The organism is Pseudoduganella sp. (assembly GCF_041914865.1).
GTDB lineage: Bacteria > Pseudomonadota > Gammaproteobacteria > Burkholderiales > Burkholderiaceae_D > Rugamonas.
In genome coordinates this window covers 90,874-114,219 of record NZ_JAYSCO010000001.1, presented here as the reverse complement: position 1 = coordinate 114,219, position 23,346 = coordinate 90,874, and the positions used below count along the sequence as shown (strand labels likewise).

General features: G+C 65.6%; 28 protein-coding genes. 10 read left to right on the top strand and 18 right to left on the bottom strand.

All coding sequences use genetic code 11. The features are described 5' to 3' along the window. Positions 1-198: 198 nt before the first annotated feature. The 4 genes from ACE3TQ_RS00450 to ACE3TQ_RS00435 all read right to left on the bottom strand — a co-directional run bounded on the left by ACE3TQ_RS00450 (position 199) and on the right by ACE3TQ_RS00435 (position 3,495). Entirely contained in the window at positions 199-1,266 is a 1,068-nt protein-coding gene (locus ACE3TQ_RS00450) for an NAD(P)/FAD-dependent oxidoreductase (protein WP_374579918.1), read from the bottom strand. Positions 1,267-1,347: 81 nt separating this feature from the next. Continuing rightward, complete coding sequence (gene fdxA / locus ACE3TQ_RS00445; RefSeq protein WP_161024470.1) at positions 1,348-1,671, bottom strand: ferredoxin FdxA; 324 nt, start codon at positions 1,669-1,671, stop codon at positions 1,348-1,350. A gap of 139 nt (positions 1,672-1,810) precedes the next feature. Beyond that, complete coding sequence (locus ACE3TQ_RS00440) at positions 1,811-2,089, bottom strand: protealysin inhibitor emfourin (RefSeq protein WP_374579917.1); 279 nt, start codon at positions 2,087-2,089, stop codon at positions 1,811-1,813. Beyond that, positions 2,086-3,495, bottom strand: coding sequence for a hypothetical protein (locus ACE3TQ_RS00435; protein WP_374579916.1), 1,410 nt, complete (start codon positions 3,493-3,495; stop codon positions 2,086-2,088). Before ACE3TQ_RS00435 ends, ACE3TQ_RS00440 begins: the two co-directional genes overlap by 4 nt. A 125-nt stretch (positions 3,496-3,620) precedes the next feature. Between ACE3TQ_RS00435 and ACE3TQ_RS00430 the strand changes: the two genes are divergently transcribed. Further along, positions 3,621-3,902 (top strand): polyhydroxyalkanoic acid system family protein, encoded by a 282-nt coding sequence (locus ACE3TQ_RS00430; RefSeq protein ID WP_374579915.1) that lies wholly within the window; start codon positions 3,621-3,623, stop codon positions 3,900-3,902. 7 nt (positions 3,903-3,909) lie between these two features. Here the strand turns inward: ACE3TQ_RS00430 and ACE3TQ_RS00425 are convergent, their stop codons facing one another. From ACE3TQ_RS00425 to ACE3TQ_RS00365, 13 genes are all read right to left on the bottom strand, one after another. Further along, positions 3,910-4,446 carry a YfbM family protein gene (locus ACE3TQ_RS00425; protein ID WP_374579914.1) on the bottom strand — a complete coding sequence of 179 codons (537 nt, stop codon included), beginning with the start codon at positions 4,444-4,446 and terminating at the stop codon, positions 3,910-3,912. Then, the gene (locus tag ACE3TQ_RS00420; protein ID WP_374579913.1) at positions 4,443-4,832 is read right to left on the bottom strand and encodes a DUF1801 domain-containing protein; all 390 of its coding nucleotides are present in this window, start codon (positions 4,830-4,832) and stop codon (positions 4,443-4,445) included. Before ACE3TQ_RS00420 ends, ACE3TQ_RS00425 begins: the two co-directional genes overlap by 4 nt. Positions 4,833-4,862: 30 nt before the next feature. Beyond that, positions 4,863-5,192 carry a hypothetical protein gene (locus ACE3TQ_RS00415; protein WP_374579912.1) on the bottom strand — a complete coding sequence of 110 codons (330 nt, stop codon included), beginning with the start codon at positions 5,190-5,192 and terminating at the stop codon, positions 4,863-4,865. Then, the gene (locus tag ACE3TQ_RS00410) at positions 5,189-5,683 is read right to left on the bottom strand and encodes an N-acetyltransferase family protein (RefSeq protein WP_374579911.1); all 495 of its coding nucleotides are present in this window, start codon (positions 5,681-5,683) and stop codon (positions 5,189-5,191) included. The genes ACE3TQ_RS00415 and ACE3TQ_RS00410 overlap by 4 nt, the downstream gene beginning before the upstream one ends. A gap of 31 nt (positions 5,684-5,714) precedes the next feature. Continuing rightward, positions 5,715-6,287: a hypothetical protein gene (locus tag ACE3TQ_RS00405; RefSeq protein ID WP_374579910.1), complete on the bottom strand. Its 573-nt coding sequence runs from the start codon at positions 6,285-6,287 to the stop codon at positions 5,715-5,717. 15 nt (positions 6,288-6,302) lie between these two features. Next, on the bottom strand, positions 6,303-6,827 hold the full coding sequence (locus ACE3TQ_RS00400) for a DUF2867 domain-containing protein (RefSeq protein WP_374579909.1): 525 nt from the start codon (positions 6,825-6,827) through the stop codon (positions 6,303-6,305). Further along, positions 6,806-7,144 (bottom strand): hypothetical protein, encoded by a 339-nt coding sequence (locus ACE3TQ_RS00395; RefSeq protein WP_374579908.1) that lies wholly within the window; start codon positions 7,142-7,144, stop codon positions 6,806-6,808. The genes ACE3TQ_RS00400 and ACE3TQ_RS00395 overlap by 22 nt, the downstream gene beginning before the upstream one ends. A gap of 27 nt (positions 7,145-7,171) precedes the next feature. Then, entirely contained in the window at positions 7,172-7,576 is a 405-nt protein-coding gene (locus tag ACE3TQ_RS00390) for a hypothetical protein (RefSeq protein WP_374579907.1), read from the bottom strand. A 6-nt stretch (positions 7,577-7,582) separates the two neighbouring features. After that, on the bottom strand, positions 7,583-7,834 hold the full coding sequence (locus ACE3TQ_RS00385; protein ID WP_161024478.1) for an acyl-CoA-binding protein: 252 nt from the start codon (positions 7,832-7,834) through the stop codon (positions 7,583-7,585). Between the two features lie 89 nt (positions 7,835-7,923). Beyond that, on the bottom strand, positions 7,924-8,961 hold the full coding sequence (locus ACE3TQ_RS00380; protein ID WP_374579906.1) for a DUF1176 domain-containing protein: 1,038 nt from the start codon (positions 8,959-8,961) through the stop codon (positions 7,924-7,926). A gap of 110 nt (positions 8,962-9,071) precedes the next feature. Then, positions 9,072-9,359 carry an HU family DNA-binding protein gene (locus tag ACE3TQ_RS00375; RefSeq protein ID WP_057261775.1) on the bottom strand — a complete coding sequence of 96 codons (288 nt, stop codon included), beginning with the start codon at positions 9,357-9,359 and terminating at the stop codon, positions 9,072-9,074. Between the two features lie 173 nt (positions 9,360-9,532). After that, positions 9,533-10,708 (bottom strand): hypothetical protein, encoded by a 1,176-nt coding sequence (locus ACE3TQ_RS00370; protein WP_374579905.1) that lies wholly within the window; start codon positions 10,706-10,708, stop codon positions 9,533-9,535. Positions 10,709-10,804: 96 nt separating this feature from the next. Further along, on the bottom strand, positions 10,805-12,169 hold the full coding sequence (locus tag ACE3TQ_RS00365) for a S8 family serine peptidase (protein WP_374579904.1): 1,365 nt from the start codon (positions 12,167-12,169) through the stop codon (positions 10,805-10,807). Between the two features lie 89 nt (positions 12,170-12,258). Here ACE3TQ_RS00365 and ACE3TQ_RS00360 point away from each other — a divergent pair, with 89 nt between their 5' ends. Beyond that, positions 12,259-12,762, top strand: a complete 504-nt coding sequence (locus ACE3TQ_RS00360) for an RNA polymerase sigma factor (protein ID WP_374579903.1) — start codon at positions 12,259-12,261, stop codon at positions 12,760-12,762. Then, entirely contained in the window at positions 12,759-13,517 is a 759-nt protein-coding gene (locus ACE3TQ_RS00355) for an anti-sigma factor (protein ID WP_374579902.1), read from the top strand. The genes ACE3TQ_RS00360 and ACE3TQ_RS00355 overlap by 4 nt, the downstream gene beginning before the upstream one ends. 12 nt (positions 13,518-13,529) lie before the next feature. Here ACE3TQ_RS00355 and ACE3TQ_RS00350 read toward each other — a convergent pair whose 3' ends face one another. After that, positions 13,530-13,886, bottom strand: coding sequence for an FKBP-type peptidyl-prolyl cis-trans isomerase (locus tag ACE3TQ_RS00350; protein ID WP_374579901.1), 357 nt, complete (start codon positions 13,884-13,886; stop codon positions 13,530-13,532). Between the two features lie 141 nt (positions 13,887-14,027). Here ACE3TQ_RS00350 and ACE3TQ_RS00345 point away from each other — a divergent pair, with 141 nt between their 5' ends. From ACE3TQ_RS00345 to ACE3TQ_RS00315, 7 genes are all read left to right on the top strand, one after another. Beyond that, positions 14,028-14,996 carry a cytochrome D1 domain-containing protein gene (locus ACE3TQ_RS00345; protein WP_374579900.1) on the top strand — a complete coding sequence of 323 codons (969 nt, stop codon included), beginning with the start codon at positions 14,028-14,030 and terminating at the stop codon, positions 14,994-14,996. Further along, a complete protein-coding gene (locus ACE3TQ_RS00340) occupies positions 14,996-15,817 on the top strand; it encodes a polysaccharide deacetylase family protein (RefSeq protein ID WP_374579899.1) in 822 nt (273 codons plus the stop codon). Before ACE3TQ_RS00345 ends, ACE3TQ_RS00340 begins: the two co-directional genes overlap by 1 nt. Further along, on the top strand, positions 15,814-16,779 hold the full coding sequence (locus ACE3TQ_RS00335; RefSeq protein WP_374579898.1) for a sterol desaturase family protein: 966 nt from the start codon (positions 15,814-15,816) through the stop codon (positions 16,777-16,779). The genes ACE3TQ_RS00340 and ACE3TQ_RS00335 overlap by 4 nt, the downstream gene beginning before the upstream one ends. 1 nt (position 16,780) lies before the next feature. Continuing rightward, positions 16,781-17,608, top strand: coding sequence for an EI24 domain-containing protein (locus ACE3TQ_RS00330; RefSeq protein WP_374579897.1), 828 nt, complete (start codon positions 16,781-16,783; stop codon positions 17,606-17,608). Further along, positions 17,593-18,378, top strand: a complete 786-nt coding sequence (locus tag ACE3TQ_RS00325) for a competence/damage-inducible protein A (RefSeq protein ID WP_374579896.1) — start codon at positions 17,593-17,595, stop codon at positions 18,376-18,378. Before ACE3TQ_RS00330 ends, ACE3TQ_RS00325 begins: the two co-directional genes overlap by 16 nt. 312 nt (positions 18,379-18,690) lie before the next feature. Then, the gene (locus ACE3TQ_RS00320; protein WP_374579895.1) at positions 18,691-21,876 is read left to right on the top strand and encodes a transglycosylase domain-containing protein; all 3,186 of its coding nucleotides are present in this window, start codon (positions 18,691-18,693) and stop codon (positions 21,874-21,876) included. 109 nt (positions 21,877-21,985) lie between these two features. Further along, positions 21,986-23,281 (top strand): TAXI family TRAP transporter solute-binding subunit, encoded by a 1,296-nt coding sequence (locus tag ACE3TQ_RS00315; protein ID WP_374579894.1) that lies wholly within the window; start codon positions 21,986-21,988, stop codon positions 23,279-23,281. Positions 23,282-23,346: the final 65 nt, after the last annotated feature.

Here is a 23,346-nt window from a genome sequence, read left to right as displayed (position 1 = left end):
GCTGAAAATTGTGGCAATGCGCAAAGTTAGTTCAATTATAGGCCATTTATTCATGACCAGAAGCATTCCGCAGTACCTCTCAGAAAGTACATAAACATCGGCCAACACCGCATGATCCCAACATAATACGGGGATGAAAACAAAAAAAGCAGCGTTTCCGCTGCTTTTTTGTAGGACGCGTCCGAAGAATCGGTCAGATCAGTCGAACACTGGGGTTTCCACGCCGAGCACTTTGTGGAGTTTTGGCGACGTTGTGGTGTACTGCATGTGGATCTTCTTGTCCGGGAAGATGTATGGTGCAGCGCCGAAAGCGGCCAGCGCGGCTTCGTGGAAGCCGGACAGGATCAGCTTTTTCTTGCCTGGGTAGGTGTTGATGTCGCCCACAGCGAAGATGCCTGGCACATTGGTTTCGAACTTCTCGGTCGACACGACTTTCAGCTGCTTGCGCTCGATGTCCAGGCCCCACTCGGCGATCGGGCCCAGTTTTGGCGACAGGCCGTAGAACACCAGCAGCATGTCCAGCGGCACGCGGCGGGTCACGCCGTCGGCGCCGGTCACGCGCAGTTCGCTCAGCTTGTCGTCCTTGGTTTCGATGCCCGACACCTGGCCGATGATCAGCTGCATTTCGTATTCGTCGCACAGCTGCTTCATCTTGGCGACGGAGGCTGGTGCAGCGCGGAAGTCTTCACGGCGGTGCAGCAGCACCACGGATTCGGCCTTGCCGACGAAATTCAGGGCCCAGTCCAGCGCGGAGTCGCCGCCGCCGCAGATGACCAGGTTTTTGCCTTCGAACATGGCCGGGTTCTTCACGCGGTAGAACAGCTGCGAGCCTTCGAAGGCGTCGATGCCGTCCACCTTCATGGTGCGCGGCTGGAACGAACCGACGCCGGCGGCGATGAAGATGGTCTTGGTGATGAACTTGGTGCCCAGCGAGGTTTCCACGTCGAAGCGGCCGTCTTCGCGCTTTTGCACGACGGTCACTTCCTGGCCCAGGTGGTAGGTGGCGCCGAACGGCTCGATCTGCTTCAGCAGGCCGTCGGTCAGTTCCTGGCCGGTGCAGGATGGAATGGCTGGAATGTCGTAGATCGGCTTGTCCGGATACAGTTCCACGCACTGGCCGCCAACGGCGTTCAGGGAGTCGATCACGTGGGCTTTGATTTCCAGCAGGCCGAGTTCGAAGACCTGGAACAGGCCGACTGGGCCGGCGCCGATGATGACGGCATCGGTCTCGTGGAAACCGCCTGGTGGGGTGCTGACGACATTCATAATGATTCTCATTCCATCTGAATAAGCGAACACCGCGTCAGGCGCGGTGTTGCACGTTTAGTAATAGGCTTGTGACAGCGCTTAGCGCTTCAGCAGCTGGATCTTTTCCTTGACGTCCTTGAACTGCTCGGCTTCCGGCAGGGCAGGCTTGGTCTTGGTAATAGAAGGCCAGTTGCGCGACAAGTCAGCATTGATCTTGATGAATTGCTGCTGGTCGGACGGCACGTCTTCCTCGGCGAAAATGGCGTTGACCGGGCACTCGGCCACGCACACGGCGCAGTCGATGCACTCATCTGGATCAATCGCCAGGAAATTCGGGCCTTCGCGGAAGCAATCTACCGGGCAAACATCGACGCAATCGGTATAGCGGCAGGCGATGCAGGATTCGGTGACAACGTGGGTCATAACAGTCCTATCTATGTTTGGGTGCTGGAAAAAGCTCAGCAAAGCACTGTATTTTAAGGCAATCCGCTATTTCTCACAATTCGGGCTTAGACACAATGTAAATAAGCAAATTCGTGGATTGCGCGAGACAGGTGGGGATTCAGGCGGCGGAACGGATCAAATCGAGCAGATCCTGCCACGGTGGCGCGCCTGTTTCGACAAAGCTTATGCTATGTCGTTGACGGCCATCGTCGGCGGTGATAGTCCAGCGCCCCAGGTCGGCGCCGACGGCCGAATTTTCCACGGTTTCGGCGCCGAAAAAACCTACGGCGTCCAGCGCCGCTTCCAGCGCTGGACCAACCGGGCTTGTCGCCGTGTCAACTTCAAAACGCTGCGTGAGGCCGGCAAAGCCGCCTGCGCCGCTGGCAATGATCTTCATTTTTCTACGCTGAGCTCCCCGTGGCGGGTTCCGTAATTCTTGCACCAGGCGGCCAGGGCCTGGCGCTCGGCTTCGAGCACCCCTTCCATATCGAAGTACTCGGCATGGTTCATGGTACCGCAGCAGGTGCGCCGGTCCTGGTGCGCGTCGGGCGCATCCTCCACCATGGCGGGCAGTTCCATATTGGGCGGCTGGTCGGTAGTGAGCGGCACCGGCGACACCACCACCTCGCGCAGCGCAAAGCGGTTGCGGATGAAGTTGGCGTAGTCGACCGGCTTGCCGTCCTCCTGGGCGATGCGCAGCATGTGGTTCACCACGTCGGCATACTTGGCATTGGCGTCGGGTGCGGCGACCAGGGCGCGCAGCACCAGGCTGCACAGATAGCCCGCCACATTGTGCAGTACCGCGGCATCGTCGCGCAGGCCCGGCGCGCGTTCGAAGGAAAACAGGTCGGCCAGGATGTCATAGATGGCGCCGGTGAACACCTGCGAGATCGCATGCACTTCATTGCCCGTTTCGGACAGCTTGAGGTCGTTGTCGGCATTGCGCAAGCCGTTCGGGCGCCCGAGCGCCAGGCCGAACTGCTCCGCCATATCGGCCAGGAAGGTCTTGTCGTGCAGGTCGGCCTTGGTCTGCGCGATCACCGCTTCCACCTGGTCGAACTGCGACAGGGTGAGGAAGATGGCGGTCAGGTCGCCGAACGATTCGTGCAGGCCGCCGGTCTGCGGCGGCGCGCTGTTCAGGATCCATTTCGGCTTCAGCCCGTCCAGCACGGCGTGCCCGGTCTCATGCGCAACAATGTCGAAGGAGCGGCAGGTGTAGACGCGCCCGATATCGCCGCTGGCGACAAAGTGACCGAACTTCAGCGCGTGGTCGTTGCGGCTGTAGTAGGCGTTCATCACGTTCGGCAAGCCGTGCGGGAATACTTCCAGCGGCTCGGTGTTGCGCGCATTGTTCCAGGCCCAGGGCAGGGGCGCGCCCTGGTCGGCGCGCGACAGCACGCGCTGGTACATGGTGAGCGTCAGCCGCACCACGGCAAAACTGTGCACGGCATCGAACTGGTCGGTGTCGGGCTGCATGATGAAGTCGCCGAACGCATTCGGGCTGACCGGCGCGATGCCGGGCTCGCCGAACGTGATGCGCGCGTCGCGCGGGCCTTCCAGGAAGACGCCGGGCATGAACAGCTTGCGCGTGCCGATCTCGGCAACGGAGGGGTCCTGCTTCCAGATCAGCACGCGGGCGCCGGCCGGCGGTGCGCTCGACAGGCCGCTTGGCATGCTGCCATCCTTCAGGCGTGGCAGGCTCGGTTGCTGCAGCAGTTGCGCCGACTTGCGGTGTGCGCGGTAGGGGGCGGAGGGTGTCGGCACATAGCCGACCGGCAAAGTCATGCACATATTCTCATCCATGATCTTTCTCCCAAGGGCGGTTGAAAGGCCATGGTTACCCTGTCTGCGCCATCGCCCTTTGATCCTGCGCAAAGGTGCGTGAGTTAAAATGCCGCCTTTTGTGTTATTTGCAGGGTAGGGAAGGCATGGCCGACATCAACATCACCCAGGCGCACAACCTGGATCCCGCGCAAGCGCGCGCGGCAGCGGAACAAGTGGCAGAACGCATCGCCAAGGAATTCGACCTGGCCTGCCAGTGGCACGGCGACACCCTGAAGTTCGGCCGCAGCGGCGTGGAAGGCACGCTGACCCTGGCCGACAGCGCGGCGCATATGAATATCAAGCTCGGTTTCCTGATGGGCGCCTTCAAGGGCGCCATCGAAGGCAAGGTCGCCGAAAAGATGCGTTCGGTGTTCGCCGCAGCCTGAGCCCACGCTAGTAGAGCACGTAGGCCACGGCGTGGCCTGCGTCGGCGCTGCGCTGGAAAAAGTCGCGCAGCCGCACAAAGGCATCCTGCAGCAGTCGCGCCGGCGCTGTGCCGCTGCGTTCCCGCTCCACCCAATCGCTCGGGTAAATACTCGCCTTATCCATCGCCGTGGCATCGAAGTGGGCCGCCAGCTGGGCCGGATCGATGGCCGCCAGCTGCCGGGCGATGCGTTTCACCTCTTCCGCTGTGTAATAGAAGGCCGGGCCGTAGCCCAGGTCGGGGCCGACTTTGCGCCCGCCCATGATGATCTGGCACGCGGTGGCGCCGCAATGCCGGCCCAGCAGCCACTCCAGCCCGTGCCACAGCTTGTCCAGCTGTACGTGGTCGTCCTGGCCGCGCAGCAGCAGTTCGCTGAGCTTTTCCTTGCTGGCGCCGGCGGCCTTGATCCTGGCCTCCGGGGCGGCGGTTATCGCATACGCCAGGGAAGCCTGGGCCGCACTGCATGCCAGCCAGAGTGCGGCAGCGGTGAGCAGGCGGCGCATCATGGCGCGACCGTGGTTGGGTTGCCGACGCTGTGGTTCAGGGCGACCGCATTGCGCACCAGCTCCAGCACGGTGGCGCGCTCGAGGGGCGTGCCCTGGCGCAGCTCCAGCGTGCGCAATTCATACTTGCCGCTGCCGGTCATGCGCGGCTCTATGTGAAGCAGGCGCTTGCCGCGCCAGAAGCCAAACAGCACGCGCTCCTCCTCGGCGCGGATCAGCAGCACCGGCCCGTTCGAGAAGTAGACCAGGTGGCGCCATTTGATGCGCTCGTCCAGCGCCGGCGCCGCCTCCAGCACGGCGCTGCGCAGTGCCGTCACGACATCGCGCTGCCAGCCGGCCAGCGCCGCCACGTAGGCATCAGGACTCTCCGCTGCGGCTTCCTTTTTCATGCGTGCTCCCGGTGGGGCTACAGCACTGCTTTACCATTCCCGCCAGCGTTCGGTCACATCGCCGCCGGGCGCAAGGCCTGCCGCTTCGGCGGCATCCTGGATCAGTTCGCACAATTCTTCGCGCTGGTCGGTTTCGATCAGCGCGCCATCACATTCGTCGTTCAGTGCATTCAAGGCTAGCACGGTTTTCTGCACTTGCGCCAGGATGGCCGCCTCGCCGTGCGCTTCGGCCATGGCCGCGAGGAAGCTGTCAATAATGCGGCCACACTCATCCACCTTCTCCAGCGGGTAGTAGGGCTGCTCCATGTCGGCCACAAAGCTGCGCATGCCATCGAGGATGCTGTCTTTCAATGCGTTCATTCTTTCTCCAGGAAGCGGTGTAAAACGTAGGCGTCGACCAGTCCCAGTTCGCGGTGACGGAAGGCCTGCGGCAGGGTGCCTGCGATATTGAAGCCCAGCTTGCGGTACAGCGCCATCGCTGCGGCGTTACTGCCAACCACGTAGTTGAACTGCATGGCCAAGAAACCTTCGCGGCGCGCCTGCGCCAGGCTGTGTTCGACCAGCAGGCGGCCGATGCCGCGCCCCTGCGCCTGCTTTGCCACGGCATAGGTCGCGCTGGCGACGTGGGCGCCGTGGTCGGGGTAGTTGGCGCCCATTTTGTACATGCCGACGATGCTTTCGCCATCGCAAGCGACATAGGCTGGGTGGTTGCTGAACCAGTGCAGCTGGAATGTGGTTTTCTCAAAGGCCGGGCCGAAGGGGAAGGCATCGCCGCCCTCCAGCAGCGGCTGGAAAGCTGCCCACATGCCGTCCAGGTCTGCAGGCGCCGCGCGGCGGATCTCGATAGTCATGCGTTCCGGGCTGGAAGTTGAAAGCGCAACTTTAGCACGACAGGTAAAAGCGTTGCCGGGCCAGCGCGCCCGCCTGCACGCTGGCGCCGTGCGCCAGCAACAGCAGCGCGCGCTGCGCCACCGGTGTGCTGGCCGCGCCGTGCGCGGGCCAGGCTTGTGCAGCTGCCTCGCGCCAGAAGCTGGCGCCGGCAATGCGCGGAATCGCCTTGCACATGGCCCAGAACTCGCGGCAGATGCGGCGTTGCAGATAGGCCAGGGCGGCGCGCTCCAGGCGCTGGCGCGCGCCGGCACCGAGCGGCAGGTGCGCCAGCCAGCGCCACAGGCGCTCCTTCAGGTAGCCGGAACGGAAGTGGTAAGGATCGGCCAGCAGGAACTGCACTGCCGCCTCCACGGCGTCGGGATCGCCGCTGCGCACACGCTCCAGCATCGCCGCGCCGCCGGGGAAGCACAGGCTGTCGTAGCGGGCATAGAAGTCTTCGCAGGCGGCCTGCCACGCGGCCCGCTGCGCCGGCGAGGCATGGCGCTCCTGGACCAGCGCATTAATTTGCGCCAACAGGCGGTTGATTTCCCGGGAGTTTTGCTGGATACGTTCGAGGCTTTGCATACGCCCCGAAGGATATCAGACCGTGCGCGCCGCCGCAGTCCTCTTCAGCATGGTGCGCACGATCACCTTGTGCAGCGGCGTGACCGGCATCATGTACAGGCGCCCCAGCCAGTTATGCACGTGCACCACGGTGCTGACGCTGAGCATGCCCTGCGGCGCTTTGCAGATGGACAGCACCACGTCCAGGTGCTTGTCCGAGTCGCCCAGCAGCACTTCGCCGGGCGAGAGGTGGAGCAGGGAGAAGATGCCGACCCGGTCGCCCACGCGGTAGTCGCTGGCCGCGCGCGCGGCATCGAGGCTGGCCAGGTGGCCCAGGTTCTTCAGGCCGACGAAGCCCACCATCCAGTTACGCAGCGCCATCAGGCGGTTGACCCAGGCGGGTGTCTGGCGCACCACGCGCAGATAATGTTCCAGCGCCGAAGCGCCGTCGTCCGGCACGGCGACCTGGTAGCAGTCGTGGAAATACGCGCCGGGCAGGCGCAGGCTGGCCTGGCTGCCCTCCGGCGGCGTGGCGGGAATTACTTGCGCAGCAGCGCCCACAGCGAGTAGCCGCCGGCGGCGGTACCTAGCGGGAAGTTAAACAGGGCGATCACGCTGAAGATGATCACGAAGGTGCGGCCAGCGGCCGAGCCGTTCAGGTAGGCGGCGGCGGCGGCGATCTGCGCCACGCCATACAGCGCGAACAGGCCGACGATGAAGGCGCCGAAGCCGGCGATCCAGCCCAGGAAGGGCACCTCGGCCTGGGCCAGGGCGGCCATGCCGCCAAAGAACAGCATGACGAAAAGGAGCGTCAGCAGCAGGAATGCGCCCATGATGATATGGAGCACGGCTGCGATCTTGCAATGGTTATCCAGCATTTGTGTGTTAGTTATTTTGCAAAAAGCCTAGTGTGCAGCATGTGCACGGGTTTTGACAAGCACCAGCAGCCCCGTGCCGATGGCGCAGGCGGCGTAAGGCCAGGCTGCGGGGCTGGCGATGGCGACCCAAATGGCAAAGGCTGCGCCCAGCGCGAAGGCGATGGCAGCTGCGAGGCGCTTGTGGCTTGGCGCCAGGAGATACGGCAGCAGGACTGCCAGTGCGGCGCCAGCGGCGGCGCCGGCATGTTGGACTGACTGTTCCATGGCAGGAGCCCAGTCGGCGGTGCAAAAACCGGAGACCAGCTTGTCGGCAGGGCAGAGGGAGGTGAAGGCGGAAAACAGCAGGAGGGCCAGCGCCATGCCGGACCAGCAGCCAAAGGCGATGGAGACGGGGACCAGCAACCAGCGCAAGGCGGTCGGCACGGTCCCCATGGGGTATTACTTCAGGCTTTCGATCAGGTCGATGTACTGCTGTTTGGCGTCGTCCTGGCTGGTGCCGGCCAGGGCTGCCCAGGCGTCGAACTTGGCGCGGTTGACGAAATCGGTCATGCCTGGACGCTCGCCGGTAGCATCGCCTGCCGAGCCTTGCTTGTACAGGGCGTAGATTTTCAGCAGGGTCATGTTGTCCGGACGCTCCGGCAGGTTCTTGGAATCGGCCATCGCCGCGTCGAACTGTTCTTGCAGGCTCATTGTGTTTACCTCTGGTTGGGTGGGGTACGAAGCGCCATCATACAAAATAACGCCGCCGCTGCCTTAGAGTATAGGCTCCAAATTCCACGCTAGCGGGAAACCCGGGTCGGCAGCGCCCAGGCGCCGCCGGGGGCGATCAGGCGGCACATGCCGGTGCTGGACTCCTCGATCAGCTGGAAGCGCTTGCCATCCCAGCCCAGGGTGCGCGAGGACCAGCAATCGCCCAGCCCACGGCCCTTATGCTGCTCGCCGATCTTGCCGTCGCCGTAATCGCTGCCGCTGGCGGTGGCCAGCACCGGCTGGAACGGCGGTTTGTCGTTGACCACCCAGTAGCCGCTGCCGGCGTTGTAGGCGGCCAGCCAGCAGCGGGTCGATACCAGCATCTGGGTTGGCGACAGGCGCTGCGCCTCCAGTTCCGGCGTTTGCGCCGGGTCGTGCAGGTCGCCGCAATCTTCCTCCTTGGTGGCCGCCTGCAGGGCGGCGCGCAGCGCTTTGCCGTGGCGCGCCAGGAACTGGGCATCGGCCGGCTGCGCCTTCGCGACCGGCGCAAGGGCGATCCTGGGCGCAGCCACTGCGGCTGGAACGCCGGCTTCGGGCTTGCTGCCTTTACGCGCCAGGGCGCCCGGCGTGCCGACGCGGCCCTGGTAGTCATCCATTTTCAGCAGGACCGCCGCCGCGCCGCTATCCGACAGGCGCCAGGCGTGGCGGCCCATGCTCATCTCGATGTCCGCGTTTTTCGCCAGCGCGGCCACCAGCGCCGCGACCTGGCTGGCGCCCAGGTCCGCCGTGAGTGCGTCTTTGCTGAAAGCCAGGGTCCCGTGCGCGCGGCCATTGATCCGCAGTGCCAGCTTGAATTTGGCCGGCAGGCTCTCCACCACCGGGTTCTCGCCGTATTGTCCGAGCATGACCTGGCCGCTCACGGGCTGCCCGGGGCCTGCCTCGCGCGTCAGCAGGACGGAGACTGCGTAGTCACTGGCATCGTTGCTGCTGTAGCCGGCGGCGCGGCAGGTGCCGGTGTTGTCGCAGGCGAGTTCCCAGTCGTGGTGGCTGAATGACAGCCCGGCGGGATTGAAGGCCGCCGCAGTCAGCGGCAGCAGGGCGCAAATCAGGGCGGCAAGTCGTCGCATCCAGGGGCTCCTTGGTTCGGTGGCAGTGCGCTGCACAATAAAAAACGGCGGTTCAAGACAAGCCTTGGCGGCCAATCTTGAACCGCCGTTCTGGCGGTACGCCGGAAGAATTACTTCTTCTTGGTTGGGTTCACAGCGGCTTTCAGGGTCGCGCCAGCCGAGAACTTAGGGGTCTTGGATGCAGCGATCTTGATCGCTTCGCCGGTTGCTGGGTTGCGGCCTTTGCGGGCTGCGCGCTTGGCGACGGAGAAGGTGCCGAAACCGGTGATGCCAACGGTGTCGCCCTTTTTCAGACGCTCGGTAACGATCGCGATCAGGGTGTTAATTGCGTCGTTAGCGGCGGCGCCGGACATTTCGGTGCGCTTCGCAAATTCTGCAATCAGTTCGCCTTTTTTCATTACTACCTCCTTGGTTAATGGAGCGCGCAGATTAGCACATTAATTGAAAAAAGTGTTCACCCTTTTTTGAAGAAGACCATATAGTGACTGGCTCGCTACGAAATTTCCGCTTCATTTGAACGAAAACCTCGCCTAGTTTAAGGTTTTGCGGCGAGCCGTCACAGCCCGCTGGTTTATTGGCTGGAGCCTTCAACGGCGGCGTTTTTGCCGGCTTGGGCGCTGAAACCGGCATTCACGCCGGCGTTGGCGGAGACGCTGCGCGGCGCTGGGGCGGCTGCGTTTGCAGCGCTGCCGGTGCCGCGCTTTGCTGCGCTGCGGGCGCTGGATTGGCCTGCCGCCGAGGCATCTGCCGCACCGTTGGCGGCACGGCGCAGCGGCAGCGGGGACATGGCGGCGTTACCGTTTGCCGCGCCATTCGCCTCGCCGTTTTCCGCCGCGCCCTTGGGCGCGCTGCCAGCGTTGCCGGCCGCCGCACCGGCTGCCGCGCCGTTCGCGCCGCCGGTCATTTCGCCGGCGCCGCGTGCCAGTTTGGCGCCGATGCCAGGCGCCGCGTTTGCGCCGCCTGTCGCGCCACCCGTCGCTGGGCCGCTCGCCGTGCTGGCGCTGGTTCCGTCCGCCGCGCCGCTTGCCACGCTGTTCGCGTTGCCGCTCGCCGCACCCGCCGCGCGTGGCAGGATGCCGCCGGCGCCGGAGGCGGCGTTTGCGCCGCCCGTGGCCGCGCCGTCCGCGCGGCCGGTCATCTCGCCGGCGCCGCGCACCAGGTTGGCGCCGATGCCAGGCGCCGTGTTCGCGCCGCCCGTCGCCGGGCCGCTCGCCGTGCCGGCTGCGGAGCCGTCCGCCGCGCCGCTTGCCGTGCCGTTTGCGTTGCCGGCCGCCGCACCTGCGGCGCGCGGCAGCATGCCGCCAACGCCGGAGGCGGCGTTCGCGCCGCCCGTTGCCGCACCGTTTGCGCCGCCCGTCATCGCGCCTGTGCTGCGCGCCAGCGTGGCGCCGAGGCTGGAAGCGCCATTGGCATCGCCTGCGACGCCGCCTGCCGGTTTGCCGGCGCCATCGTTCGCGCCGCCGGATGCGGCGCCGGTGTCGCGCGCCAGCTTGGCCGCGCCATCCACGCTGCCGCTGGCGTCCAGGCTACGCTGGGAACCGCGTACGGCGCGACCGGCGATATCGCCCGTCATGCCGCCCCGCATCGCCCCCATGCCGCCGCCAAAACCTCCACCCAGTCCGCCGCCGATCGCGCCGCCGATATTGCCGCCCAGGGCGCCGCCCAGTGGGCCGGCATGGGCGACGGTGCCTGCGCTGGCAAGGGTAATCAGTGCGCTGCCGATGAAGTTTGCGAGCTTGGTATTCATGTCTGTTCTCCTGAGTCTTGCCGCGGGAAATCCGCCGCTTTCATACAGAGAACGAACCGGATCGGGGATTTAATCCCTCCATCCAAGAAAAAAATTTCAGCGGAAGCTGGAAGGCGGGACGCGCAGGTTTTCACCCACTACGCCGCGCCCGGTGCCGTCGCCCGCCGCCACGGCGCCTGCGGACAAAGTGGCCAGGGCGCGCGCTGCCTGGCTGGGCGCGGGCGCGGGCAGCTCCGGCGCCAGCAGCGCCGCCACCAAAGGCGCGGCGAAGCTGGTCCCGCGCACCATCTTGTAAGGCGGGCTGCCGATGGCCGCCGCCGCCATCTGGCTGCCCGGCGCCGCGAACATGACTTGCGGCCCGCGCGCCGCCTCCGGCAGCGGGCGCCGTTTGGGATCGACCGCGCTCACGCCGACCACGCCGGGATAGCTGGCCGGGTACAGGGGCGGCGCGTTCGGGCCATCGTTGCCGACCGCCGCCACCAGCAGGTGGCCACGCGCCACCAGCGCCGCCACGGTGCTGCCCAGGGTCCGGTTGGCCGGCCCCACCAGGCTGATGTTGATCACGCCCACTTGCTCGCGCGCCAGCCACGCCAGGGCCTGCACGATCCGGCTGGCCGATCCGCCCGCAGGCTGGTCGCAATAGATATCCGCCGCGAACAGGCGCGCGCCCGGCGCCGCGCCGCTGAAGCGGGCCGACTTCCCCACCATCAGGGCCGCCACCGCCGTCCCGTGCGGGGCAGGGACGGCAGCGCCGTCGCAGCCCCAGCGCACGATGCGGGCATCCGCGAACACTTCGTGCCGCGCATCGACCCCGCTGTCCACCAGCCCGATGCGCACATCGCCCGCCGTGCCGCCCACCGCGCCGCCAGTCGCCGCCCCCGCGCCGCTGGCGGGCGCAGCACCCGCGCCGCCTTCGGCGCCGGTATAGACATGGTTGAAATCGTAAACACCCTCCGGGTCGGCCGCGCGCAGGGCGTCCAGTGCCGCCGCCGTGGCGACGCCGTCGGGCACGCGCAAGACCACCAGCGTTTGCCCGACTTCGGGCATGTCCTGCCGGCTGGCCACGTCCAGGCCGGCCGCCGTGGCCGCCGCCAGTCCGGCCGCCGACGGCGACCAGGCCAGGATTTCGCGCCGGACGATGGGGAAGCCACGCGGATCGGCTTCCAGCTGCGCCGGGTGGCGCGCCAGCAGGTCGCGGATGGTGGCCAGCCGCAGCTGGTCGAGCGATGCCACCTGGCGCGGCAGTTCCGTCATATCCAGCACGCGCTCGCGCAGCCGGCTGCGCAAGCCGCCATCCTCCAGCCGCGACGGCAGCTGTCCGCCCAGTCCGCCTGGCAATTGCGGCACGCCCGGCAAGCCGAGCTGGCCCCAGGCCGGCGCGGCAGCAGCCAGCGCGCCCAGGGCGAGCAGCAGGCAGCGGCAGGAACGCAACAGGAGACGAGACGGGCGCAGGCTTGGCATGGTCGGATGATAATATAGGCTATCGGTATCTAATCAGTAATAACGATGGAAGGCGGGATTAAAATCCCTCCCCCGTTCGTTCTCCACATATGATGGACAACGATAACGCCCTGCACGACGACATTGCCGCGCTGTTGCCGCGGCTGCGGCGCTTCGCCCGCACCCTGGCCTGGCACCGGGAAGATGCGGACGACCTGGTCCAGCTGGCGGTGGAGCGCGCGATCGTGCACAGCGCTTCCTACCAGCCCGGCACCCGCCTGGACAGCTGGCTGTTCCGCATCATCAAGAATGCCTGGATTGACGAAGTGCGCGCCCGTACCCGCCGCAGCGAGCTGTTTGTGCCGGAGGAAGAGGGCGAGCACGTCGGCGACGACTTTGCCGAAGCCCACCAGCAGCGCATGGCCGTGCAAAAAGCCGTCAGCCTGCTGAGCGAAGAGCACCGGCTGGTGGTTGGCCTGGTGCTGGTCGAGGGGCTGCCCTATAAAGAGGCAGCCGAAGTGCTGGAGATCCCGCTGGGCACCCTGACCAGCCGCCTGGTGCGCGCCCGCAGCGCCCTGCAAGAACATTTATCGGAACAAGCGAGGTTAGCATGAAGAGTTTTTCCGACGAGGTCCTGATGGCCTATGCCGATGGCGAACTGGACGAAGTCACGCGCCGCGCGCTGGAGGAGGCCATGCGCAAGGACGCCAGCCTGGCGCACCGCGTGGCCCAGCACAAGGCCATGCGCGCCAACGTGTTTGCCGCCTATGCCCCGGTGGCCGAGGAAGCCGTGCCGCCGCGCCTGGCGCAGCCGCTGCGCCAGGCCACGGTGGTCAGCCTGGACTCGGTGCGCGCGCGGCGCGAGGCCGAGCAGCAGGCCGCGCGCAAGGCCGCGCGCGGCCGCAGCTGGTCCTGGCCGGAGTGGGGCGCCCTGGCCGCCATGCTGGTGCTGGGGGTGATGGTGGGCCATTTCGGCATCGGCATGCTGCCCATTGAACATGGCGAAACGGTGGCCAGCCGCGACGGCGTGCTGGTGGCGCAAGGGCGCCTGGCGACGGCGCTGGACCAGCAGCTGGGCGGCAGCGGCGGGCCGGTGCGCATCGGCACCAGCTTCCTGTCGCAGGAAGGGGTCTACTGCCGCAGCTTCATGACGGCGCAGGAAATGGCGGGCCTGGCGTGCCGCCAGGGCGGGAGCTGGAAGGTGCAGATGGCGCTGCAGAATCCGGCCAAGGGCCAGCAAGGGGAGTATCGCCAGGCTGGGGCGGAAATGCCGCCCCAGGTGCTGGAGGCGATCGACCAGCGCATCAGCGGGCAGCCGCTGGATGCGAAGGCCGAGCAGGAGGCCGTGCAGCGCAAGTGGCTGCGTTAGGCCGGCGCGGGTTTATACGCCCAGCAGTTCCACATCGAAGATCAGGGTGGCGTTCGGCGGGATCACGCCGCCGGCGCCGCGCGAGCCGTAGCCCAGGCTGGCAGGGATGATCAGCTGGCGGGTGCCGCCGACTTTCATGCCTTGCACGCCTTCATCCCAGCCTTGGATCACCATGCCGGCGCCCAGGGCGAATTCGAACGGGTCGTTGCGGTCTTTGGAGGAATCGAATTTCGGGCCTTTGCTGCCGTCGTCGTTGCGCAGCCAGCCGGTGTAGTGCACGGTGACGTTCTGGCCAGCCTTGGCTTCGGCGCCGTCGCCTACCTGGATGTCGTCGTATTGCAGGCCGGATGCGGTGGTGGTGATAGTCATTTGGATTCCTTTGAAATGAGGGACTTAGGCCGCGATTGTAGTGCATCTGCGGCAGATACCCCTTAAATGTTGTCGGCAATAACTATTCTCAAGTGGATTGACCTTAAAATAGTGGCTGGCTTAACAATAAGCGAGCTTTTCATGTTCCGCAGTATCCGTAGCGCAGCAGTTTTATGTGGTTTGTTGGCAGGCGTGCCGTCGGCCCAGGCCAACGTCGTCGTCGTGTTGAATTCGCGCGACGCCACGGTCCAGTTACTGGACCAGTCCAGCTATAAGAGCCTGCAGACGTTCCCGGTAGGGAAGGAACCGCACCACCTGATGGCCACCCCCGACAACAAGTCGCTGATCGTCGCCAGCGCCGTCGGCAACGAACTGGTGTTCCTGGACCCGGTCACGGGCCAGAAACAGCGCAGCATCAAGGACATCCTCGACCCGTACCAGATCGGCTTTTCGCCGGACCAGAAATGGTTCGTCGCCACCTCGCTGCGCCTGCACCGGATCGATATCTACACCTACAACGGCAAGGACATGACGCTGGCCAAGCGCGTGCCGCTGCCCAAGCTGCCGAGCCATATCGCCTTCGATGCGAAGAGCACGACCGCCTTCATCACCCAGCAGGGCAGCGACCAGGTCAGCGCAATCGACCTGCGTACGCAGAACGTGCTGTGGACGCTCCCGGTTGGCAAGCTGCCGGCCGGCATTGCGATGACGCCGGATGACAAGTACCTGCTGGTCGGCATCATGGGCAGCGACTATGTCGAGGTGATCGACTGGCGCGCGCGCAAGACGGTCAAGCGCATCAAGGCCGGCGCCGGCACCCACAATTTCCGTGCGCTGGGCGACGGGCGGTTCACCTATGTGTCGAACCGGGTCTCCAACACCATCAACGTCATCGACCAGAAAACGCTGGAAAACGTCGGCACCATCGACGTGCCGGGCGGGCCCGATTGCATGGAAATCACCGCCGACCGCAAATACATGTGGGCCACGCTGCGCTGGATCAAAAAAGTGGCGGTGATCGACCTGCAGCAGAAGAAGGTCGTCAAGATGATCCCGGTCGGCCGCTCGCCGCACGGCGTTTTCTTCGCCAACTCCTCGGCCCGCATGTAATGGACGCCGCCACGCCCGCCCGCATCGCGCCGCTCGCCGCCCGCGTGCTGGCGCTGGCCGTGCTCGCGCCCCTGGCCGCCTGGAGCAGCGCCGCCGGCGCATCCGCGCCGGGGCAGGGGCAGCCATGCCGCGGCACGATCTACCTGACGTTCGACACCGGCAGCCAGTCGCAGGCCGGCCTGATTGCCACCGTGCTGAAGCGGCAGGGCGTCAAAGCCACCTTCTTCCTGGCCAACGAGAAGACCGTCAACGGCGACTACTCGCTCGACCCGGCATGGGCTGGCTACTGGCGCGACCGGGTGGCGGAAGGCCACGCCTTCGGCAGCCATACCTTCGACCACACCTATTACGTGCGCGACGCCGCCCACGGCAAGATCGCCGTCAAGCCCCAGTTCGGCCCGCAAGCCGGCCGCGTGCAGGAGTGGACCGCGCAGCAGTACTGCGCCGAGCTGCAGCGCGTCGGGCGCCGCTTCGAAGAGTTGACCGGGCAGCGCCTCGACCCGTTCTGGCGCGCGCCCGGCGGCAAAACCAGCGCGCGCACGCTGGCGGCGGGCCAGGCCTGCGGCTACCGGCACGCCGCCTGGGCCACCCCGGCCGGCTTCTCGGGCGACGAGCTGCCGGTCGAGCTTGCCAGCAACGCCCAGCTGCTGCGGCGCGCCCTGGACGGCCTGCGCGACGGCGACATCTTCATGGCCCACATGGGCATCTGGTCGCGCAAGGACCCCTGGGCGCCGGCCAACCTGGAACCACTGATTGAAGGGCTGAAGCAGAAAGGCTACTGCTTCGCCACCCTGCGAGAACACCCGGACTACCGCCAATGATCCAATTCCTCCTCGACCTGCTGGGCCAGGCCCAGGGCTGGCTGTTTGAAAGCGCCATCCAGCCGCTGCTCTACATTACCGGCATGGGCGACGTCACCGAAGAAGCCTTCGAAGGCACCGAGTGGCTGCTGATCGGCGTCGCCGAGCTGGTGCTGCTGTTCCTCGTCCTGCGCCCGCTGGAAGCGGCCATCCCGGTGCACCAGTTCACCGACCGGCGCGCGCGCTGGAACGACTTCACCTACACCGTGCTGCAGCGCATCGGCCTGGTGCCGCTGCTGCTGTTCTTCACCCTCGACCCGCTGATGGACGCCGCCGCCGGCGCCCTGCACATGGGCGGCGTGCAGCCCTTCAACCTGGAAAACCTGGTGACCGACATGCACCCGCTGGCCAGCTTCGCCATTTACCTGGTGGTGCTGGACTTCGCCGATTACTGGTTCCACCGCGCGCAGCACCATTTCAACTGGTGGTGGGGCCTGCACAGCCTGCACCACAGCCAGCAGAACATGAACCTGTGGAGCGACGACCGCAACCACCTGCTGGACGACCTGCTGCGCGACATCATGATGGCCGTGCTGGCGCTGGCCATCGGCGTGCCGCCCAGCCAGTATGTGCTGCTGGTGTCGCTGTCCCGTATCGTGCAAAGCCTGCAGCATGCCAATGTTCGTATACACTTCGGCCCCATCGGCGAACGGCTGCTGGTGTCGCCCCGCTTCCACCGCATGCACCACGCCATCGGCGTCGGCCATGAATCGAAAGGGCAGGGCACGCTGGGCGGTTGCAATTTCGCCGTCCTGTTCCCACTTTGGGACATTATTTTCCGCACCGCCAATTTCACGCCGCGCTTCGAAGCCACCGGCGTGCGCGACCAGCTGGCGGGCCGCGATTACGGACGCGGTTTCTGGGCGCAGCAGTGGCTGGGCCTGAAGCGGATGTTTGAATATATGAGAAAGAACCCGAATTAATATGCGCGCAGTTTTCCACGCTTACGGCAGGGCCCTGCTGTCCCAGTTCCACGGCAAGATCCTGTTGTTGAGCATCGTCCCTTTTATCCTGTCGGTGGCGCTATGGGCGCTGCTGCTCTGGCTTGGCCTGCAGCCGCTGCTGGACTGGCTGCACGGCCATTTCGTCGGCTTTGAGGTGTACCGCGTCACCAGCGACTGGCTGCAGTCGATCGGCCTGGGCGGCCTGCGCTCGATCGTGGTGCCGCTGTTCGCGCTGCTCCTGCTGCTGCCGCTGATGATCGTCACCGCCATGATCTTCATCGGTGTGGCCGCCATGCCTTTCATCGTGCGCCACGTCGGCGGCCGCCATTTCCCGCAGCTGGAGAAAAAGCAGGGCGGCTCCATCCTGGGCGGCGTGGCCAAGGCGCTGGGCGCCTTCGGCATTTTCCTGCTGGCCTGGCTGTGCATCCTGCCGCTGTACATCTTCCCGCCGCTGGCCGGCCTGGCCACCGTGCTGCTGTGGGGCTGGCTGACCAGCCGCGTCATGAGCTACGACGCGCTGGCCGACTACGCCAGCCCGGAGGAACTGGCCACCTTGCAGCGCGAGCACCGCTGGCCGCTGATGTCGATCGGCGTCGTGTCCGGCCTGGCCGGCTCGCTGCCGGCCCTGGTCTGGGTCGGCGGCGCGGCCGCCGCGATAGCCTTCTTCCCGATCCTGCTGGCGGCCTCGATCTGGGTGTATGTCGTAATATTCATCTTCACCGGCCTGTGGTTTGAATATTATTGCCTGCAAGCCCTGGCCCAGCTGCGCCACGCACCTTTTGAGGAAAGCCTATGCCAATCGGACTGATCATCATCGGCGACGAAATCCTGTCGGGAAAACGGGTCGACCAGCATTTCCCCAAAGTGGTGCAGCTGCTGGCGGCGCGCGGCCTGCAACTGGGCTGGGCCGAATTCCTGGGCGACGACCGCGCGCGCATCACCGCCACCCTCAAGCGCACCTTCGCCAGCGGCGATATCGTGTTCTCCTGCGGCGGCATCGGCGCCACGCCGGACGACCACACGCGCCAGGCCGCCGCCGCCGCACTTGGTGTGCCGCTGGTGATGCACCAGGGTGCCAAGGAAGGTATCCAGCAGCGCATCCGCCAGGTGGCGCAGGAGAAGGGCGAAGTGGCCGACCTGGATGCGCCGGACAACCTGCAGCGCCTGCAGATGGCCGAATTCCCGCAAGGCGCTGCACTGATTCCGAATCCTTATAACAATGTGGCCGGTTTCGCGCATGGCACGCATTACTTCGTGCCCGGCTTCCCGGTCATGGCCTGGCCCATGATCGAATGGGTGCTGGACAACCACTATGCGGACCTGTTCAATCGTGAGCCGCGCGCTGAGCAATCGGTGCTAGTGTACGAGGCAGCGGAAGCGGCCCTGACGCCGCTGATGCTGGCGCTGGAAGCGGCCTGGCCGCGCATCAAAGTGTTCAGCCTGCCCAGCGTCGGCGATGCGAAAACGCGGCGCCACATCGAGCTTGGCGTGAAGGGCGATCCGGCCCAGTGCGAAGCGGCGTTTGCCCACATGTGCCGCGAACTCGACGCCTTGAATGTGGAGTACGCGAAGCCCTGATTCAACAGTGTGAAAAGGGTGTTAACAGCTCTTGCAACGGCGCTCACAAACGGCGTGGGGCGCCGTTGTTTTTTTGCGAAAGTACTACGTCAAGTTTAAATTTTTTGCGTCTTGCCCCGTGCACCGTTCGCCGTTGTGGTGCAATGGTAATCAAGCAGAAATACTCTGCATGTATTGTCCGGTTTGAACACTATGTTAAGCAATCGTCGTTTTCGCCGGCCCCGCGTTGTCGTTCGTGTGGTGCGCAAAATGCGCGCTGGCGCGGCAGCGGTTGGATATGGCGGCAACAGGCGGCGTTTGCGCTCGGTACCTATGCCTTCCCAACAAGATCACGAAACAAGCCCTTACGACCCTACCGAGCCCGCACCACCACCACCATCGGAACCGAAAAAAGGTTCGCGTTCGCGCAATGCCCTCATTGTGCTCATCCTGGTGCTGCTGACCGTGGCCGGTTTCTGGGGCTACCACGAGACCCGCACCTCGACGATGCAGGCGCGCCTGTTCACGGACCTGGTCAGTCAGCTGACCTATAAAGTGGAGCCGGGGCCGAGCAAGTCGATCCGCTACCCGCACGACAGCCCGTACGACGAGCGCCTTGGCTACGCCAACCTGCCGGATTACCTGGACAAGCTGAAAGCGCGCGACTACGAAATCATTTCGCAGGCGCGCTTCTCGCCCAAGATGGTGGAGCTGACCGATATGGGCGTGTTCGCGACCTACCGCGAAAAGACCCGCACTGGCCTGACCATTTTCGACTGCCGCGCGCAGCCGCTGTTCTCGGCCAGCTATCCGGAGCGCATTTACGGCAGCTTCGAGCAGACCCCGACCGCGCTGGTGCAAAGCCTGCTGTTCATCGAGAACCGCGAGCTGCTCGACAATAAATACCCGAAACGCAACCCGGCCGTGGAATGGGACCGCCTGTCCAAGGCCATCCTGGAAAAATCGATGGGCGCGGTCGGGCTGGGCAGCCACCGCGCGGCCGGCGGCTCCACCCTGGCCACCCAGATCGAGAAGTACCGCCACTCGCCGGAAGGCCGCACCGGCTCCATGAAGGACAAGCTGCAGCAGATGGTGTCGGCCACCCTGCGCGCCTACCAGCAGGGCGAGGACACCACCAAGGTGCGGCGCCAGATCGTGGTCGACTACCTCAACACCGTGCCGCTGTCGGCCAAGCCGGGCTACGGCGAGGTGAATGGCATCGGCGACGGCATGTGGGTCTGGTACGGCCGCGATTTCGATGAAGTGGCGCACCTGCTGGGCGGCAAAATGGACCAGCCGGGCAGCGCCCTGGCGTTCAAGGAAGCGCTGTCGCTGCTGATCGCACAGCGCCGCCCGAGCTACTACCTGGGCGACGGCGACGAAGACCTGGAAGTGCTGGCCAACAGCCACCTGCGCCTGCTGGCCAGCGCCGGCATCATCACGCCGCAGCTGCGCGACGCCGCGCTGCAGGTGAAGCTGCATCCGGCCAAGGGCAACGGCCTGCAGGCCGCGCCGCCGATGTCGTATGTGACCAAGAAGGCCTCCAACGCGGTGCGCGTGCACCTGGCCAACCTGCTGGGCGACAACCGCATGTACAACCTGGACCGCCTGGACCTGGCCGTCAGCAGCACGCTGGACGCGGAAACCCAGCGCGCCGTGACCGCCCTGCTGCGCCAGCTGCGCGACCAGGAAACCGCGGTCAAGGCCGGCCTCACGGGCAAGGGCCTGCTGGGCAACGGCGACCCGGCCAACGTGGTGTACAGCTTCACGCTGCTGGAACGCGGCGAGCACGCCAACTACCTGCGCGTGCAGACCGACAATTACGACCAGCCGCTGGACATCAACGAAGGCGCCAAGCTGGATCTGGGCTCCACCGCCAAGCTGCGCACCCTGGTCACCTATATGGACATCATCGACCAGCTGCACAAGAAGTACGGCGCGATGGATGCGGCGGAACTGAAGAAGATCTCGGTCGACCCGCGCGACCGCCTGACCGCCTGGGGCCTGGAGTACCTGGCCATGACGCCGATGGACAAGCGCGACCTGCCGGCCATGCTGCAGGCGGCGCTCGAGCGCAAGTACTCGGCCAACCCGGGCGAGGGCTTCTTCACCGGCGGCGGCCTGCATTACTTCGGCAACTTCAGCAAGGACGACGACTCCAAGATCATGTCGGTGCGCGAGGCGCTGCGCCGCTCCACCAACCTGGTGTTTGTGCGCCTGATGCGCGACGTGGTCAAGTACTACTCGTTCCAGATGCCGGGCTCCTCGCAGACCGTGCTGGCCGACGCCGACGACCCGCGCCGCGCCGCCTACCTGGCGCGCTTCGCCGACAAGGAAGGCAAGGAGTTCCTGGTGCGCTTCTACGCCAAGTACAAGGGCAAGAAGACGTCGGAACTGAACGACGTGCTGCTGGACTCGATCCGCCCGACGCCGATCCGCCTGGCCACCATCCACCGCACGCTGTACCCGAACGCCACGCTGGCGGAGTTCAGCAAGTTCGTCAACGACAACCTGAAGGTGCAGAACGACGTGCCGGACGAGCGCCTGGCCAAGATGTACGAGCAGTACGCGATCGACAAATGGAACCTGGCCGACCGCGGCTACCTGGCGGCGGTGCACCCGCTCGAACTGTGGCTGGTGGCCTACCTGCACCAGAACCAGGGCGCTTCCCTGTCCGACGCGGTCGCCGCCAGCGAGAAGGAGCGCCAGGAGGTCTACCAGTGGCTGTTCAAGACCCACCGCAAGCATGCGCAGGACAAGCGCATCGCCGGCCTGCTGGAGATGGAAGCCTTCATGGGCGTGCACCGCCAGTGGAAAAAGATGGGCTACCCGTTCGATTCGCTGGTGCCGTCGTACGCGACCACGCTGGGCGCCTCGGCCGACCGTCCGGCGGCGCTGGCTGAGATGATGGGCATTATCGTCAACGGCGGCGTGCGCAAGACCACGCAGCGCATCGAGTCGCTGCATTTCGCCGCCGGTACGCCGTACGAGACCACGCTGGCGCGCAACAAGTCCTCGTCCAACGAGCAGGTGCTGTCGCCGGAAGTGGCGCGCGCGCTGGGCGATGCGATCCGCGAGGTGGTGTCGGACGGCACGGCGCGGCGCGTGAAGACGGCCTTCGTCGGTGCGGATGGGCAGGTGATCCCGGTCGGCGGCAAGACCGGTACCGGCGACCAGCGCTTCGACGTGTATGCGGCGGGCGGGCGCCTGATCGAGTCGCGCTATGTGAACCGCTCGGCGACGTTCGTGTTCAATATCGGCGAGCGTTTCTTCGGCTCGATGACGGCGTATGTGCATGGGCCGGAGTCGAAGAACTACGATTTCACGTCGGCGCTGCCGGTGCAGCTGCTGACGGTGCTGGCGCCTTCGCTGATGCCGCTGATCGAGCCGGGCCAGCAGAAGCCGGCGCCCGTGGTGGCCGTTGCCAATGCGCCGGGGGCGGTGCTGCCGGCGGCGACGTTGGCCACGACTGCGGCGGCTGTCCCTGCCGCGCCCTTGCGCGCCTGCGGCGCGCGCTAAACCCGGTAAACCCGGGTCAGACCCAAGGGTCTGACCCGACCAATGGCGGCTGCACGGACGGGGTCTGACCCTTGGGTCAGACCCTGGTTCACCGGGTTAAAATGCCCCCATGAAGCTCATCAAGTTCACCCAATTCAGCCTGCGCGACCTGCTGGTTTCCGTCGCCCCCACCGTCCTGCTGATCATCGCCGCCTGCGCGCTGGCCTTCTGGATCATCGACCCCACGCCGCCGCGCGTGGTCAACCTCTCCACCGGCCAGGAAAACAGCGCCTACGAAAACATCGGCAAGCGCTACCAGCAAGCCATGGCCCGGCACGGGATCAAGGTCAACCTGCAGCCCAGCCAGGGATCGCAGGAAAACCTGCAGCGCCTGAACAAAGGCGAGACCGACATCGCCTTCGTGCAAAGCGGCTCCACCAACGAAGCCGACGCCGAACGGCGCGGCCTGGTCTCGCTGGGCAGCCTGTTTACCGAGCCGCTCTGGCTCTTCATGCGCGAGAAGAAAGCCGTCACCAGCCTGACCAAACTGAAAGGCCTGAAAATCAACCTCGGCCCGGAAGGCAGCGGCGCCCCGCGCCTGTTCCGCCAGGTGCTGCAGGTGAATGGCGTGATGCCGGGCGACTTCACCGCCAGCGCGCTGGAAAACACGCCCGCCACGGTGGAGCTGCTGGAAGGCCGCATCGACGCCCTGGTGTTCGCCGCCGCGCCGGACGACCCGCTGATCCAGATGCTGCTGATGACGCCTGGCATCAAGCTGTTCGACTTCACCCAGGCCGAAGCCTACGCGCGCCGCCTGCCGTTCCTCAGCCACGTCACCCTGCCGCGCGGCATTGTCGACCTGGGGCGCGACCTGCCATCGCGCGACTACCAGCTGATCGCCCCCACCGCCACGCTGGTCGCGCGCGAAGACCTGCATCCGGCCCTGGTCGACCTGTTCGTGCAGGCCGCCAGCGGCATCCACAGCGGCGCCGGCTGGTTCCAGCAGCAAGGGCAGTTCCCGTCGCCGCGCTACACCGAAATCCCGGTCGCGCACGAAGCGGCCAAGTTCTACAAGGATGGTCCGCCTTTCCTGCAACGCTATATGAGCTTCTGGCTGGCCAACCTGTTCGACCGCCTGTGGGTGGTGCTGCTGGCCGTCGGCGCGCTGGTGCTGCCGCTGTCGCGCGTGGTGCCGCCGCTCTATGTCTGGCGCATCCGCTCGCGCGTCTACCGCTGGTACGGCCAGCTGCGCTCAGTGGAACAGGGCGTGGACGAAGGCAAGCCGGCCGAGGAACTGCTGCGCCGCCTGGACCAGATCGAGGAACGCGTGAACCGCCTGACCGTGCCGCTGTCTTTTGCCGATGAATTCTACGGCCTGCGCAACCATATCGAGTTTGTGCGGCAGCGCGTACGTACAAACACGTAAAAGTGTTGTGTTCGCGAGAACATTGGTTGACAGTCACGCAGCCTTACCGGAAAGATAAGCCAAGG

Excerpts from the sequence above, each read along its gene's own strand:
- ACE3TQ_RS00450 (WP_374579918.1), bottom strand. The coding sequence starts at position 1,266 with ATGAATGTCGTCAGCACCCCACCAGGCGGTTTCCACGAGACCGATGCC.
- fdxA (WP_161024470.1), bottom strand. The coding sequence starts at position 1,671 with ATGACCCACGTTGTCACCGAATCCTGCATCGCCTGCCGCTATACCGAT.
- ACE3TQ_RS00440 (WP_374579917.1), bottom strand. The coding sequence starts at position 2,089 with ATGAAGATCATTGCCAGCGGCGCAGGCGGCTTTGCCGGCCTCACGCAG.
- ACE3TQ_RS00435 (WP_374579916.1), bottom strand. The coding sequence starts at position 3,495 with ATGGATGAGAATATGTGCATGACTTTGCCGGTCGGCTATGTGCCGACA.
- ACE3TQ_RS00430 (WP_374579915.1), top strand. The coding sequence starts at position 3,621 with ATGGCCGACATCAACATCACCCAGGCGCACAACCTGGATCCCGCGCAA.
- ACE3TQ_RS00425 (WP_374579914.1), bottom strand. The coding sequence starts at position 4,446 with ATGATGCGCCGCCTGCTCACCGCTGCCGCACTCTGGCTGGCATGCAGT.
- ACE3TQ_RS00420 (WP_374579913.1), bottom strand. The coding sequence starts at position 4,832 with ATGAAAAAGGAAGCCGCAGCGGAGAGTCCTGATGCCTACGTGGCGGCG.
- ACE3TQ_RS00415 (WP_374579912.1), bottom strand. The coding sequence starts at position 5,192 with ATGAACGCATTGAAAGACAGCATCCTCGATGGCATGCGCAGCTTTGTG.
- ACE3TQ_RS00410 (WP_374579911.1), bottom strand. The coding sequence starts at position 5,683 with ATGACTATCGAGATCCGCCGCGCGGCGCCTGCAGACCTGGACGGCATG.
- ACE3TQ_RS00405 (WP_374579910.1), bottom strand. The coding sequence starts at position 6,287 with ATGCAAAGCCTCGAACGTATCCAGCAAAACTCCCGGGAAATCAACCGC.
- ACE3TQ_RS00395 (WP_374579908.1), bottom strand. The coding sequence starts at position 7,144 with ATGCTGGATAACCATTGCAAGATCGCAGCCGTGCTCCATATCATCATG.
- ACE3TQ_RS00390 (WP_374579907.1), bottom strand. The coding sequence starts at position 7,576 with ATGGGGACCGTGCCGACCGCCTTGCGCTGGTTGCTGGTCCCCGTCTCC.
- ACE3TQ_RS00385 (WP_161024478.1), bottom strand. The coding sequence starts at position 7,834 with ATGAGCCTGCAAGAACAGTTCGACGCGGCGATGGCCGATTCCAAGAAC.
- ACE3TQ_RS00380 (WP_374579906.1), bottom strand. The coding sequence starts at position 8,961 with ATGCGACGACTTGCCGCCCTGATTTGCGCCCTGCTGCCGCTGACTGCG.
- ACE3TQ_RS00375 (WP_057261775.1), bottom strand. The coding sequence starts at position 9,359 with ATGAAAAAAGGCGAACTGATTGCAGAATTTGCGAAGCGCACCGAAATG.
- ACE3TQ_RS00370 (WP_374579905.1), bottom strand. The coding sequence starts at position 10,708 with ATGAATACCAAGCTCGCAAACTTCATCGGCAGCGCACTGATTACCCTT.
- ACE3TQ_RS00365 (WP_374579904.1), bottom strand. The coding sequence starts at position 12,169 with ATGCCAAGCCTGCGCCCGTCTCGTCTCCTGTTGCGTTCCTGCCGCTGC.
- ACE3TQ_RS00360 (WP_374579903.1), top strand. The coding sequence starts at position 12,259 with ATGATGGACAACGATAACGCCCTGCACGACGACATTGCCGCGCTGTTG.
- ACE3TQ_RS00355 (WP_374579902.1), top strand. The coding sequence starts at position 12,759 with ATGAAGAGTTTTTCCGACGAGGTCCTGATGGCCTATGCCGATGGCGAA.
- ACE3TQ_RS00350 (WP_374579901.1), bottom strand. The coding sequence starts at position 13,886 with ATGACTATCACCACCACCGCATCCGGCCTGCAATACGACGACATCCAG.
- ACE3TQ_RS00345 (WP_374579900.1), top strand. The coding sequence starts at position 14,028 with ATGTTCCGCAGTATCCGTAGCGCAGCAGTTTTATGTGGTTTGTTGGCA.
- ACE3TQ_RS00340 (WP_374579899.1), top strand. The coding sequence starts at position 14,996 with ATGGACGCCGCCACGCCCGCCCGCATCGCGCCGCTCGCCGCCCGCGTG.
- ACE3TQ_RS00335 (WP_374579898.1), top strand. The coding sequence starts at position 15,814 with ATGATCCAATTCCTCCTCGACCTGCTGGGCCAGGCCCAGGGCTGGCTG.
- ACE3TQ_RS00330 (WP_374579897.1), top strand. The coding sequence starts at position 16,781 with ATGCGCGCAGTTTTCCACGCTTACGGCAGGGCCCTGCTGTCCCAGTTC.
- ACE3TQ_RS00325 (WP_374579896.1), top strand. The coding sequence starts at position 17,593 with ATGCCAATCGGACTGATCATCATCGGCGACGAAATCCTGTCGGGAAAA.
- ACE3TQ_RS00320 (WP_374579895.1), top strand. The coding sequence starts at position 18,691 with ATGCCTTCCCAACAAGATCACGAAACAAGCCCTTACGACCCTACCGAG.
- ACE3TQ_RS00315 (WP_374579894.1), top strand. The coding sequence starts at position 21,986 with ATGAAGCTCATCAAGTTCACCCAATTCAGCCTGCGCGACCTGCTGGTT.